Annotated in this window: 11 protein-coding genes; 8 read left to right on the top strand and 3 right to left on the bottom strand. The window is 68.0% G+C overall.

The genetic code is table 11. The features are described from left to right. Positions 1-6 precede the first annotated feature (6 nt). Positions 7-891 carry a hypothetical protein gene (locus IPG50_08085; protein MBK6692149.1) on the bottom strand — a complete coding sequence of 295 codons (885 nt, stop codon included), beginning with the start codon at positions 889-891 and terminating at the stop codon, positions 7-9. Continuing rightward, positions 888-1,940, bottom strand: a complete 1,053-nt coding sequence (locus IPG50_08080) for a potassium channel protein (protein MBK6692148.1) — start codon at positions 1,938-1,940, stop codon at positions 888-890. Before IPG50_08080 ends, IPG50_08085 begins: the two co-directional genes overlap by 4 nt. 200 nt (positions 1,941-2,140) lie before the next feature. Between IPG50_08080 and IPG50_08075 the strand changes: the two genes are divergently transcribed. Next, positions 2,141-2,440: a hypothetical protein gene (locus IPG50_08075; GenBank protein ID MBK6692147.1), complete on the top strand. Its 300-nt coding sequence runs from the start codon at positions 2,141-2,143 to the stop codon at positions 2,438-2,440. Between the two features lie 7 nt (positions 2,441-2,447). Here IPG50_08075 and IPG50_08070 read toward each other — a convergent pair whose 3' ends face one another. After that, the gene (locus IPG50_08070) at positions 2,448-3,710 is read right to left on the bottom strand and encodes a pyridoxal phosphate-dependent aminotransferase (protein ID MBK6692146.1); all 1,263 of its coding nucleotides are present in this window, start codon (positions 3,708-3,710) and stop codon (positions 2,448-2,450) included. Positions 3,711-3,833: 123 nt separating this feature from the next. On the opposite strand from IPG50_08070, the gene IPG50_08065 reads away from it, so the two are divergent. From IPG50_08065 to IPG50_08035, 7 genes are all read left to right on the top strand, one after another. Then, a complete protein-coding gene (locus IPG50_08065; GenBank protein ID MBK6692145.1) occupies positions 3,834-5,672 on the top strand; it encodes an aldehyde dehydrogenase family protein in 1,839 nt (612 codons plus the stop codon). Further along, positions 5,669-6,280: a deoxynucleoside kinase gene (locus IPG50_08060; GenBank protein MBK6692144.1), complete on the top strand. Its 612-nt coding sequence runs from the start codon at positions 5,669-5,671 to the stop codon at positions 6,278-6,280. Before IPG50_08065 ends, IPG50_08060 begins: the two co-directional genes overlap by 4 nt. A gap of 7 nt (positions 6,281-6,287) precedes the next feature. Then, on the top strand, positions 6,288-7,928 hold the full coding sequence (locus IPG50_08055) for a methyltransferase (protein MBK6692143.1): 1,641 nt from the start codon (positions 6,288-6,290) through the stop codon (positions 7,926-7,928). A gap of 60 nt (positions 7,929-7,988) precedes the next feature. Next, a complete protein-coding gene (locus IPG50_08050) occupies positions 7,989-8,651 on the top strand; it encodes a zinc-ribbon domain-containing protein (GenBank protein ID MBK6692142.1) in 663 nt (220 codons plus the stop codon). Positions 8,652-9,158: 507 nt separating this feature from the next. Beyond that, on the top strand, positions 9,159-10,055 hold the full coding sequence (locus tag IPG50_08045; protein MBK6692141.1) for a hypothetical protein: 897 nt from the start codon (positions 9,159-9,161) through the stop codon (positions 10,053-10,055). A gap of 72 nt (positions 10,056-10,127) precedes the next feature. After that, the gene (locus tag IPG50_08040; GenBank protein ID MBK6692140.1) at positions 10,128-10,457 is read left to right on the top strand and encodes a hypothetical protein; all 330 of its coding nucleotides are present in this window, start codon (positions 10,128-10,130) and stop codon (positions 10,455-10,457) included. A 289-nt stretch (positions 10,458-10,746) separates the two neighbouring features. Beyond that, positions 10,747-12,489, top strand: coding sequence for a right-handed parallel beta-helix repeat-containing protein (locus IPG50_08035; GenBank protein ID MBK6692139.1), 1,743 nt, complete (start codon positions 10,747-10,749; stop codon positions 12,487-12,489). Positions 12,490-12,505 lie beyond the last annotated feature (16 nt).

Below are 12,505 nucleotides of genomic sequence, written 5' to 3'. Positions count from 1 at the left end.
GCTCGCTCAGTCCTCGAGCCGCTCGGCGATGGCTTCAGCAAAGCGCGCCGCCGCCTTCGGGTCCACGTCGAGAAACACTGAAGGCTCCGTGAGCTCGAGCTCCAAGAGGCGCAGCGCGCCCTGCTCGTCTTCCACCATGTCGACGCGGGCGTAGAGCGGTGTCTGGAAGGGAATGGCCGCCAGGACCTTCTCCGCGAAGGCGCGCTCGGCGTCGCTCGGACTTCGCGTCACGATGCGCTCTTCGGCGAAGAGGCCCGCCACTTCGGTGCGCTTGCCGCGGAGGATCGCGCCCTTCTCGATGGCGTGGCTTGCGCGGCCGCCAAAGAAGATGAGCCCCGTCTCGCCGCGCTCATCGACCGACGCGACGTAAGGCTGAATCATGGCCGTGTTTCCGGCGTCGGTGATGCGGCGCACGTGTGCCGTCGCCTCGCCCGTCTGTTTGGCCTCGTAGCGGGCCGTGTCGCGGGCGCCCGCCGAGATGGCCGGCTTCACGACGAACTCGCCCGTCGACGGGAACGTGGGCGCCGCGCCGCCGTCGACTCCGCCCTCCACCCAAGTCGTCGGGACGATGGCGACGCCCTTCTTCTCGAGCACGCGCAGGTACCGCTTGTCGGTGTTCCACGCGAGCATGCCGGCGTCGTTGGCCAGGGGGGCGCGCACGGCGCGGGCCCACGCCACAAATTCGTCGCGGCGCGGAACGTAGTCCCACGCCGAGCGCACCACCACGAGGTCAAAGGTATCCCACGGCGCCGCCTTGTCGTCCCACGCGTAGGTGGCGTGCGTTATGCCGCGGGCGTCGAGCGCGCTCCGCAAGAGCGGCAGATCGGTGTCGACGGCCATGGCCTCTTTTGCGCTGACGATGGCCACTTGGCTCTTGGGGGTGCTGTTCATGAGAGGCTCTTGATGTGCTTGGGCCCGATGCTGATGACGTCGTCGCCTTTGTTCACGGCGAACGCTTCGGTCACGTTGAGGCGCACCTGCTTGTCGCGGCGGACGCCGATGGCAAGGTGGCCTTCCGCTACGAAGCGCCGCGCGGCACCACCGAAGGTGTCGTTGGCGCGGTCCCATTTCGTGAAGTGAATCTGCTGCCCGTCGCCCCGAAGGTGGCTCAAGAGATCGTCCACGACCTCCTGCGTGCCCGGATTCACCGTCTCGGTGGTGATGAAGTGCGATTCGAAGCGGGCCATGCAGACGATGCTGTCGGCGCCAGCCTTCTTCAGGAGCTCCTCCGACTCGGGGTCGACGCACTCAACGACCGTGCGAACTCTGGGAGTCCGCCCCTCGATGGCGAGCGTGACGGCGAGGTTGTGATCGTCGGAGTGCGGATCGCCGGGACGTTTCATCAAGATGATCGCCTCATCGGCGCTCTCGATGCTCGCCCTCGCCAAGGTCGCGTCGCGCGCGGGGTTTCCTTTGACAAATGACACCCCCCGCTTTGCGAGCTCGGATGGCAGCTCGGTTAGGTCCTCGTCGATGAGCAGGATACGGGTGCCGTCCTCGAAGGCTCCACTCGCCTTGAGCTCGTCAATGACGCGCATGACTTTGCCCAGGCTGGGAAAGTTCGCGATGACCACGTGGCCGCTGAAGAGATGGCTCGCCATGCCGCGGAGCTCCTTGTTTTTCGATTCGACGAGTCTCGTGGTGACGAGGGAAAGCACGTAGCCCAAGAGCCCGATGCCGGAAAGCATGAGGGGCACGCCCACCAAGAAGCGCCCCGCCAACGTCAGCGGGGCGATGTCGCCATACCCGACAGTGGAGATGGTGACGATGCTCCACCAGGCGGCGTCGGCGTACCCGAGCTCAGGGCGCCCGGTACGCTCGAACTGAACGAAGCCGAGCGTTCCATAAAGGAGCACGACGCCCAACATGACGAAGACACGGACCGACGGCGGCACGAGGGCCAGGAGCCGCGTGAATCCACGGAAAAAGATGACGTTCATGGGACCGTCTGGGGTTGGGGCATGTCGGCCTTGCGAGCACGCTTACATACCCGAAAGCCTTCGACTGGTGTCGAGCGTGACCACGTCGCGACCGCGCCGGTTTCGATTTCAACCCTCGGGTTGAACGCGCTTGCGCTCCCGCGTCCGCATCTTGCACTATAAATCGTTTCGGCCAGCGATCGAACAGAAGGCATGAGGCCATGAGCGACCTTACAGAAGCGCAAGCGCTACTCGACCACATCAAGGCGGCCGCTCAGGGGTCCGACGATCGCGCCCTCTGGCTCGCCTGGAAGCGCGGGTACCGCGCGCGCTTCTGGAAGGCCTTCAGCGCCATGGGGCCAGGTCAAGTGTGCGCTCAGCAGAACGTCCCCTACGAGGCCATTCTCAAGCGCATCACGAGCTACGAGTTGGGTGCTGGTCGCAATTCGTCGGTCGACGAAGCCGAGCTTGCGTCGGAGGGGGTTCCTCCGAGCATGCCGCTCAGCACGCGAGGTCGTTGAGTCGAACTCAGCCGGCGCGTCCGACGAGGCGTTCGAGGCGATCGAGCGCTCGGTCGAGGACGTCGGCCGACGGACCGAAGGAGAAGCGCACGTAGTGGCGAAAGCGCGAGGGGCGTCCCGCTCGCCGCTTGCCGGGGTTCACGTCGAAGAACTCACCGGGCACGACGATGACCTTCTCGTCGAGCGCGGCGCGGAAGAGCGACATGCCGTCGGAGAGCCCCGCAGGGAGGGCGCTCACGTCGCCCCAGAGGTAGAACGTTCCCTGCGGGACGCCATCGAAGCGCACGCCGAGGCGCTCGAGCCGCGAGTGCATCCGGTCGCGCTTCGCGCGGAACGTCGCCTGGATGGCCAACGTCTCCTTGGTGACGTGGTCCAAAGACAGGAGTGGAATGGCCGCGCGTTGAAGCGGCTTCGAGCCGCCGCCGTCGAGGAACGAGCCGGCGCTCGCCAGCGTCTCGGCCACGTGTTTCGGGCCTACGGCCCAGGTGACGCGCCAGCCCGGGTAACGCCAGTTCTTCGTGAGGCCGTCGAAGATGACGACGGGATCTTTGTCGACGTTCTCGACGTAACGGGCGGCGCTCTCGATGGGGAGCGCGCCGGGCCGGCCTCGATAGACGTAGTGCGAATAGAACTCGTCCAAGAGGAGTGCACACTCGAGGTCCCGTGAGGTCTCCACCCATCGCGCTAGCTCGTCACCGCCGACCAGCTTGCCCGTGGGGTTGCAGGGGTTGGAGAGCAAGAGCGCTGAGAGGCCGCGGCCGAGGATTTCGTGGCGGAGGTCGTCGACGCTGAAGGAGTACCCCCGGTCGCCTTCGAGCAAGATGGGGATGGGCGTGAAGGCCTTGAAGATGTCGAGCAACTCTTCGTAGGCCGTGTAGTCGGGCAAAAAGTGGCCGAGGTTGATCGCTCCGAGGCTCGCGGCGGCGCGCGTCAGCGCGGCGCGTCCGCCGCCGGAGATGCACACGTTTTCGGCCGAGTATTGCGACGGCATGCCGCGACGAAAGAGCTGGTTGTAGAGCGACGCGACGCTCTCGCGTAGCTCCATCAGGCCCGCCACAGGCGCGTACTCCTGATCGTCGAGCCGAATGCTGACCTCCGTCGTGCGCGGCGGCGCGCCTTCGAGGTCACCGGTCTCGGGCTGCCCTTGGCCGAGGTTGCACCAATCGGCGGCGCTCGACGAAAAGCCTCGCTTTTGTGCCTCGGCGGTGACGTAGATGACGCCCGTGCGCGGCACCGACCGAAAGGCCGAGAGCGCTTCTTTCTCGCTCATCGACAGGACTTTTATCACGCCGCGGCCGGCGCCGCTCAACCAACGAGATGCGCCGCCGCGCCCGGCCCTTCGAGGAGCCTCGTCGCGACGCCCACGCCCGCGTCACAGGATAAGATGTCGGCCTTGGATTCCTCCCTCACGCCGCCCACGCCGCCGTCGACCCATCCGGACGATCTCGAAGCGATCTTGAAGCGGCTCGCCGCGAAGCGCGCCGACTGGGGCAAGACCCCGCTCGCGCGACGGCGAGAGCTCTTGGAGCGCGTCCTCGAGGGAGCACTCACGGTCGCCGAGCGCTGGGTCGAAGAAGCCGCGCGCGGCAAGGGACTCGACCCGCATGAGCCCAGGGCCGGCGACGAGTGGCTCTCGGGGCCCATGCCCTTTGTGCAGAACATCCGCCTGCTCATGGACTCTCTTGCGGCTGGAGGTCGACGAAGCGTCAAGGTCCGAACGAACGCTCAAGGCCGCAACATCGCGCGCGTATTTCCCCTCGACTTGTCGCATCGGCTGCTGCTCGCCGGCACGACGGCCGACATCTGGCTGGAGCCTGGGAAGCCCACGACGCAGGGCACCGCACTCACCGCCACGCCGCCGGAAGGCCGAACGGCGCTCGTCCTTGGCGCGAGCAACATCACCGCCATCGCGCCGATGGATGCGCTTTACAAGTTGTTCGTGGAGGGGCACGTCACGGTACTCAAGGTGAATCCCGTGGCCGCGAACCTAGGCCCGCTCTTCGAGACGGCCTTCCGCCCACTCGTCGACGAAGGCGTCTTCGCCGTGGTCTACGGTGGGGCTGACGTCGGCGCCCTGCTCGCCAATCATCCGCTCGTCGATACGCTTCACGTGACCGGCTCCGACGCGACCTACGAGGCCATCGTCTTTGGTGGCGCCCATGAAGAGCGCGAGCGCAAGAAGGCGCAGGGACTCCGCCAGAACGAGCGGCCCTTCACGGCGGAGCTCGGGTGCGTGACGCCGGTTCTCTTGGTCCCGGGCCCCTACGCGCTTCGCGACCTCGCCTACCAAGCGCGCCACGTCGCCGGGATGCTCACGCACAACGGCGGCTTCAACTGCGACGCGGCGCAGGTGCTCATCGTGGGGCGCGAGTGGCTCCAGAAGGACACGTTCTTGCGCCTCCTTCGCGAAGAGCTCGCCGCCATCGCGCCCAGGCCATCGTTCATCCCCGGCGCCGCGGCGCGGCGCGCGGACATTCTCACGCACTACCCGTCGGCGGAGGCCGTCTGCGAAGCGCCTCCGGGCACGTTGCCTTGGACGCTGCTGTCGATCGACGGCGATCGGGCCACGGCCGACGAGTGGTTCTTTCGGAAGGAAGCCTTCTGTGGGGCCCTCGCCGTCGTGGAGTTGAGCGGCGCGGGCGACGCGGAGGCCTACCTCGCGAAGGCCGTGCCGTTCGCCAACGAGCGCTTGTGGGGCACGCTCTCGGCGAGCCTCATCGTGCATCCGTCGGTGGCAGATGAGCACGGAGCCGCAGTCGAGCGCGCCATCGCGGAGCTTCGTTACGGTGGCGTTGGCGTCAATGCGTGGCCGGGAGTCATCTTCGCGCTGGCGGGCGCGACGTGGGGCGCGTTCCCGGGGCATACGCCAGAGGACATTCAGTCGGGAACGGGCGTCGTCCACAACGCGATGTTGTTCGACCATCCCGAGAAGACCGTGGTGCGTGCGGCGTTTCGGAGCGCGCCACCGCCGCCCTATTTCCCCAACCTCGAAGGCATCGCGGCGCTCGGCCGCGCGCTGACGGCGTTCGAGGCGAGCCCGTCGTTCGGCAAGGCGATGGCGGTCGCGAAGGCTGGGATGGGCGTGTCCGCTGCGAAGCGGAGGAAGAAGAGCACGACGACGACCGCGACCGCGACCGCGACCACGACCACGACCGCGACCGCGACCCCGACCGCGACCGCGACGGGGACGGGGACGGGGACCACCGGGAGAGACGAGGAGCCTCGGTTGTGAAGCGTTACGTCGCCGTGGCCGGGACCATCGGGGCGGGCAAGACGTCGCTCGTGGCGTGGCTCGTGAAGCGCTACGGGCTTGAGCCTTTCTACGAGCCCAACGAGGCCAATCCGTACCTGGAAGACTTCTACCGCGACATGAAGCGTTACGCGTTTCACTCGCAGGCGTTCTTTCTCGCGCACAAGCTCGAGCTGCATCAGTCGCTCGAGAAGCGAGGTCGGCCCGCCGTCATTGACCGAACCATCTACGAAGACGCGGAGATCTTCGCCAAGAACCTCTTCGTCACGAAGATGATGGATAAGCGCGACTACGAGGTCTACCAGCGCCTCTACGACGGCATTCGCCGCGCCCTCAAGCCGCCGGACGTGCTCGTGGCGCTGACGTGCTCGCTCGGTGCGACCAAGAAGCGCATCGCGAGGCGCGGCCGCGCGATGGAAAACGAGATCCCCGACGACTACCTGAGGCGACTCCATCGCCTCTACGGGCGCTGGTTCGACAGCTACGATCTGTCGCCCATCGTTCGCATCGATATGACCAAGCTCGACTACGTCGAAGATCTCGTGGACCTCATTGAGCTGCAACGCACGCTCGACGAGGCGCTCCGGTGACCGGACCGTGAGCCCCGCGCGCGATCCGTCCGATGACGCGAAGAAGCTCGCCGCGAGCCTTCGGGATCCAGGATTTTCGCCGGGCGCACGCCACGTCGCGCCGCTCCTCGCCTTGCTCGACGATGAGCAAGAAGGCGAGCTCGCCGAACGCGCGCTCTCGCGCATGGGACAGGCGTTGGGAAGCGCCGTCCTGCCGCACGCCGCGCGTCTCTCGGAGCGCGCGCTCATTCACGTGGCCCGAGCCCTCGGCCGAGCGGCGGAGCCGACCGCCGAAGCCGCGAGCTTCCTCGAAGGCGCGCTCGCCAACGACGCGGAACGCGTGCGTCGCGCTTCCGCCACCGCGCTCGGGAAGCTCGGCCTCCGGGCGCCCGCCGACGAACGCGGCCGCTACGAGGCATGGCTCACACAAGCGCTCACGCGCGCCGGGACTCCCGTGGAGCAGAAGGTCATCGTGGAGGCGCTGGGCAAGGTCGGCGGACAAGCGGCCGCCTCGCTCCTCGCCGCCGCACTCCCCGACGGCGCCGTGGCCTCGGGCGACGCGGAGCTTCGTCGCGTCACCGCGCGCGCGCGCGTGATGCTCGACCGGGCAGACCGCCGCTCCGAAGAGGGACGCATTCGCGGCGACGTGACGCTCGCCACGCCCATCCCCCTTGAGCTCATGTGTCGCCGCGGTCTTCAGAAGATTCTCCTCTTGGAGGTTCCGCCCGAGTGGGAGGGGAAGGTCGAGGGGCCGGGCTTCGTCTCCGCAACGCTGCGCGGGCCCCTCGCGTCGCTGCGGCGCTTTCGCGTGGCCGAGCGCGTCATGTTGCGCTTGCCCGACATGCCAGTCGCGCCAGGCGATGACCTCGCCGACGTGGTGCTCCGCGGCCTCGAGGCCGCCGAGCCGCTGCTCGAGGAGCTCACGGAGGGACCGATTCGGTTTCGCGTGTCTTGGTCCGGCGGCGCGCACCGGCGCGCGCTCACCTGGAAGCTCGCCGAGCGCGCCCTCGCCCTTCGCTCGCGTGGCTCACGGCTCGTCAACGACCCGACGGAGAGCCTTTGGGAGCTGATGGTGTCAGAGCGCCGCTCTCTGGTCCGGTTCTCGCTCTCACCGCGCGGCCTGCCGGATCCGCGCTTTCGCTACCGCGTGCGCGATGTGCCGGCGGCGTCCCATCCGACCATCGCGGCAGCGCTCGCGCGCGTCGCGGGCGCCTTGGGCGACGACGTCGTGTGGGATCCGTTCGTGGGCTCCGGCCTCGAGCTCATCGAGCGCGCGCGCCTCGGGCCCTATCGAGCGCTCCTCGGAACCGACCTCGACGAGGCGGCTCTTGATGCGGCGCGCGCGAACCTCGCGAGCGCAGGCGTCGAGGCGTCGTTGGCGCGCACGGATGCGCTGTCTTTCACCCCCCCCGAGGCCCCGACGCTCATCGTCACGAACCCTCCCATGGGGCGGCGTGTTCATCGGCAAGGCGACATCGGGGAGCTGCTCGAACGGTTCGTCGCGCGGGCGGCGACGGTCCTATCGCCCGGTGGCCGCCTCGTGTGGCTCTCACCTCAGGCGGAGCGCACGCGCGTGGCGGCCCGCCGTCACGGGCTCGACCTCGAGATCGTCGCCCTCGTCGACATGGGCGGCTTCGACGCAGAGCTGCAGGTGCTACGAAAACGGTAGGGCTCGGCGTCGAGCGACACGACGGTCGCGCCCCGGCAGCGAAGCCGATACATTCCCTCTGTGCAGCGCTGCCGCAGTTGCTCCGCCGAGATCGTAGAGGACGCTCGCTTCTGCCCCTTTTGTGGCCAGAAGGTCGAAGCCCTCTTCGCCTCGGTCGTCGACGAGCCGACGGTCAAGGACGTGCCAGTCCCCAGCGCGGTGGCCCAGAGCAACGAGGAAGAGGAGGCGCCGCACACGGTGGCCGATCCTTTCACGCACACGGCGCCGGCGAGTCCCGAGGAGCTTCAGCGCTTGAGCGCGATGATCGAAGCTGCGAACCGAGAAGGTGTCCCCGTGCGGCAGCGCGTGTTGGGCTCCACGACGCCGCTGGTGGCGGTCGACGACCGTCGCGCCAGCGACGACGACCCGGTGCGGTTGGACCGCACGATGCAAAGTGGGGCTGTGGCTGACGAGCGCGTAGCCAAGGCGCCCCTGCCGTCGGTGCCGATCCCGCGCCCGCCGGCTCGCGACCCCTCGAGCGCCGGCGCTGCTGTTTCACCGCGGGCGGCCACGCACGCCGAAGCGCCGGGCCTGCACCCGGGATCCCTCGTGAGGGTCCTTTGGTCCGATGGGCAGAGCTACCCGGCGACGGTCGTGCAAATGGCGCCTGCGCATTTGCTTGTGCAGTTTGGCAACGGGCACCAGCAGTGGGTGGAGCTGCGGTACATCTCGCCTGCGCAGTGACGGGTGGCCTCATCGCCGTGAAGCCAGCGTTCCGTCTAGGTCTCTTGGGTCTGATGGCGTGCAGCGGTCCCGCGCCCGCGCGGCCCCCCGTGGGCGCGACTCGAGCGGCGCCCGCGGCCGCGCCGACGAGCGCCACGGCAGCGGCGCCCGCGCCTGGCGCCAACGAAAAGTTCGAATGGGCGTTCTGGACCACCGATGGCAAGCTCGTAGCGGCGTCGGGACACATGCTCGTTCGGCTCGACCCGGCGTCGGACCGTGCATCCACGTGTGGCGCGTCGGCCGTTGCAAGGGTCGACGTTTCGACGCTCCACGCGCGAAACGGCGCCAATCGTTTCGTGGTTGAAGCGGACGACGGCAGGCTCACGCTTTGGGACGCCTCCGCCCTCAAGCCCGTCGGACCGGTCGAACACGCGGCGCGTCACGGGGCGAGCGCCATCTCGAAGGACGGCTCTCGCGTCGCGTTCGGCGGCTGCGCGGCGTTTACGGATGCGTCCAGCGTAACGACCTGTGGCGAGCCTCTACGACGGCAAGACGGGAAGACACGTGGCGAGCTTCGCGAGCCTCAAAGGCTTCGAGGAGCTCGAATTTTCGGACGACGGTCGCTACCTGCTCGCGCGCGGGGCGAGCGTCGGCCTTACCGTCTTCGATGCGGCGACGGGGCGCCACCTCGTGGAGCGTCCCGCGTGGCAGCGGACGCTTGACGTGCACGCGTGGAACCGGCCTGACCTCGCCCACGTGACGGGCGATCGGCTCGTCGTGGGGCACGGGTCGAGCGTCGAGCTGATCGAACTGACGAGCGGCAAGACCTTGGGCAGAACGACCCATGCGGGCAAGACGCTCGCCGTTCTCGCCCCGAAGACGATGCGGGTCGTGGTGCTCGAGGGAAAGCGCGGCCGGGTCCACGTGTGGGACACGGTCAAGAACGGCGTCGTCCGCACCTTCGAGTTGCGCATACAGCGCGGCGCCAACTGCACGCATTGCGCCCTCGAGGTCGACGAACTCGACGAGGATCGTGTTTGGCTGACGTCGGCATACACCAACGACCGATTGTTGCTTCACATTGGGAGCGGCGTCATGGAACGCGTCGAGCATCACGCGCTACGCTCGGAGAGCGTGCCATCGTCGACGCACCGGCTCGAAGAGCGCTACGACGGGACCGCACGAGAGACCAGCTGTTGGCTCGCGCGCCGCGACCGCGACGACCCGCCGCGTCGAGTGCCGCGTGGGCTATGCAATCGGTCCGGCGGCCCGCTCCTTCGCGGAGCGACGCCGTGGCCTTATCCAGGCTTCGACCCAGGTGGCCAGCGCCTCGCGTCGGTCTACGAGCATCAGCTTCACGTCTTCGATGTCGACAGGCTCGTGGCAACTTGCACGTTGGGCGAGGGCGACGACGCGCGAAGATAGCGGCGAGGGACCGTCCACTTGCGCCGAAAGCCGCGCGGGCGGTGATATAGATCCCTCCCGGCGGAGGACACGATGCGCAACGGAGTGATGACGGTGACGGTGGCCTCGGCGCTGCTGCTCGGGGCCTGCAAAGACAAGGCGAAGGCCTGCTACGAGGAAGGCGACAACGACGCCTGCCGAGCGCTTTGCGAGACCGGGAAGCCGGAGAACGACATGGCTTGCTACGAGACGCGCGCCCGCGCGCTCGCGAGCTGCGTCGACGGCAAAGGCGACTGCGCTGCGCCGTGCGCGTCGTGGAAGGACGCGAAGATTTCCGCCGAGCAGGTTCGCAACTACTACGTCGCGAAGCTCGGCTCCGAGGCCAAGGTCGCGGAAGCGAACAAGAGGTGCGGGACCAAGTAGCGTCTTGATGCGAGCGGCGGCGAGCGCATAAGCCTCGTCACGACCGGTGCGGTCCCGAGGCGCCTCGCCAGTGCCGCGTATGCCTTTGGGCTCCGCGTACCGCGCGCGCCCGCGCGGCACGGTGCGGAAATCGGGGGAGGACGACCCCGCGACGAGGTCCAAAACCCCCATGGGCAACGGTGCCGACAGCGACGCGTAACTGTCTGTATATAAAAGAAAAAGACGCCGGTTTGACGGCGCTGGACCGAATCCTGCGTGACGGCCTCCACCAACCCAAGTGGAGGCCCTCATGGCAAGTCGTCGTCACGTGTTGTCCCTGTGCAAAGCCGCGCTCATGGCCTTGTCGATCGCGGCAGGTTGTTCCTTCGACGGCGCGGAACCGGCCGACGAGGCACGGGTCGCGACGGCGCAGTTCAAGGTCACCGTGGGCCAGGGTCGCCTTCAGATGGTCGTCGGCGAATCCGTCGAGCTCAACGCGACCGTTACGGGGAGCGATCCTTCCAGCCTCTACATCGTGACGTACCGAAGTCGTGACGCGCGCGTGGCCGCCGCCGCGACCGATGGCGTCATCACGGCGGTCGGACGAGGCGAGACGATCGTCGACGTCGAAGCGACGCTCATCGACTCCGGTGTCTCGAGCGCAGCCTCGGTGGTTGTTGCGGTGGGAGCTGGCACCTTGCTCGATGGAGGCGCGCCCTCTTCGGACTCGGGCGGCGTGGCCGACGCTTCACTCGAGGCCGGACCTGCCGATGGCGGCGTGCGTGACGGCGGCGCGCGTGACGGGGGCCCCGTCGACAGCGGCGTCGGTGTGCCTGATGCAGCGCCTCCGGGCGGCGGTACGTTCGACGGCGGAGGCGGTTCGACCTCGCCTCCCGCCAACGCGGTCTACTTTCGGGATTGTGCGGCGGGCGCTGCGGCGGGCTGCGTGCCCGGCAACAACGCCCACCCGGGCACCCTCGCGGCTCCCAAGCGTACGTTGGCGGGCATCGACCTCGACGCCCTGCCGGCCGGCGCCACGCTCGTCTTCGCGCGAGGCGGCGCATGGTCAGACTTCCGCATTGCGCTCGACAACCGGAACGTGACCCTCGCGGCACCGCTCACCTTTGCGGACTACGGCCAAGGACCGCTCCCGAGGCTAGCCACCGGCACCGGCACGGCGGTGTCGTTTGGCCAGTATGGCGACACCGTCGTCGACGGCGGCTACGTGTTCCGCAACCTCAAGCTCGACGGCATGGGGACCGCGCAGTGGGGCGCCTTCGTTCAAGGTGGCACGCGTGGCGTCGTCTTCGACGGCGTCGAGATCACGGGCTTCGACATCGGCATTCACTCGCAGCAGTCAGGCGCTGGATTCAACCAGGCGCTCACCGTGAGAAATTCGTTTTTGCACCACAACCGGGAACATGGATTCTTGGGCGATTCGAACGAGCTTCTCATCGAGGGATGCCGCATCGAAGACAACAACCCCAGCGGCGGAGGCTTTGAGCATGGCATCTACCTCGGCGGACACTCGACGGGCCTCACCGTGCGCGCCAACGCCTTCCGGCGTAACTCGGTCAACGTGGCGACGGGCCGCTGCGACGGCGGCAACCTCACGGTCCACGGCCAGCACGATCGCGTGACCATCGTAGACAATCTCATCGAGCAGAGCGCATCGGATGACGGGTGTTTTGGCATCAGCGTGACCGCCGGCTACGCGTCGGCCGAGTGGCTGCGAAACGCGGTCATTCGGAACAACACCATCGTCAACCTCGGCGTCTGCGCCGTGTGCATGTCGGCAGCGCCGGGCGCGCTCATCGAGGGAAACAAGATCTACAACACCCAAGCGCGCTACCAAGTTGGCGTGCTCGTCCCGGCCATCGCCACCGGCCCGGGCGACGACGTCGACACCGGGGCGATCGTTCGCAACAACCTCGTGTGTCACTCCTCGCCAGCCACCGGCAGCGCGAGCGTCAGCGCGCCCAGCGCTGCCAGCATCACCGGCAACACCTACGTGACGGGCGCCGCCGCTACCACGGGCGCGTGCGCCCGCTGATGGCCCCTCGGGGTTG

The sequence above is a fragment of the Myxococcales bacterium genome (assembly GCA_016703425.1).
Lineage (GTDB): Bacteria > Myxococcota_A > Polyangia > Polyangiales > Polyangiaceae > JADJCA01.
The sequence above is the reverse complement of the archived record's forward strand: the minus strand, read 5'-3'. Positions and strand labels throughout refer to the sequence as shown.

Excerpts from the sequence above, each read along its gene's own strand:
- IPG50_08085 (MBK6692149.1), bottom strand. The coding sequence starts at position 891 with ATGAACAGCACCCCCAAGAGCCAAGTGGCCATCGTCAGCGCAAAAGAG.
- IPG50_08080 (MBK6692148.1), bottom strand. The coding sequence starts at position 1,940 with ATGAACGTCATCTTTTTCCGTGGATTCACGCGGCTCCTGGCCCTCGTG.
- IPG50_08075 (MBK6692147.1), top strand. The coding sequence starts at position 2,141 with ATGAGCGACCTTACAGAAGCGCAAGCGCTACTCGACCACATCAAGGCG.
- IPG50_08070 (MBK6692146.1), bottom strand. The coding sequence starts at position 3,710 with ATGAGCGAGAAAGAAGCGCTCTCGGCCTTTCGGTCGGTGCCGCGCACG.
- IPG50_08040 (MBK6692140.1), top strand. The coding sequence starts at position 10,128 with ATGCGCAACGGAGTGATGACGGTGACGGTGGCCTCGGCGCTGCTGCTC.
- IPG50_08035 (MBK6692139.1), top strand. The coding sequence starts at position 10,747 with ATGGCAAGTCGTCGTCACGTGTTGTCCCTGTGCAAAGCCGCGCTCATG.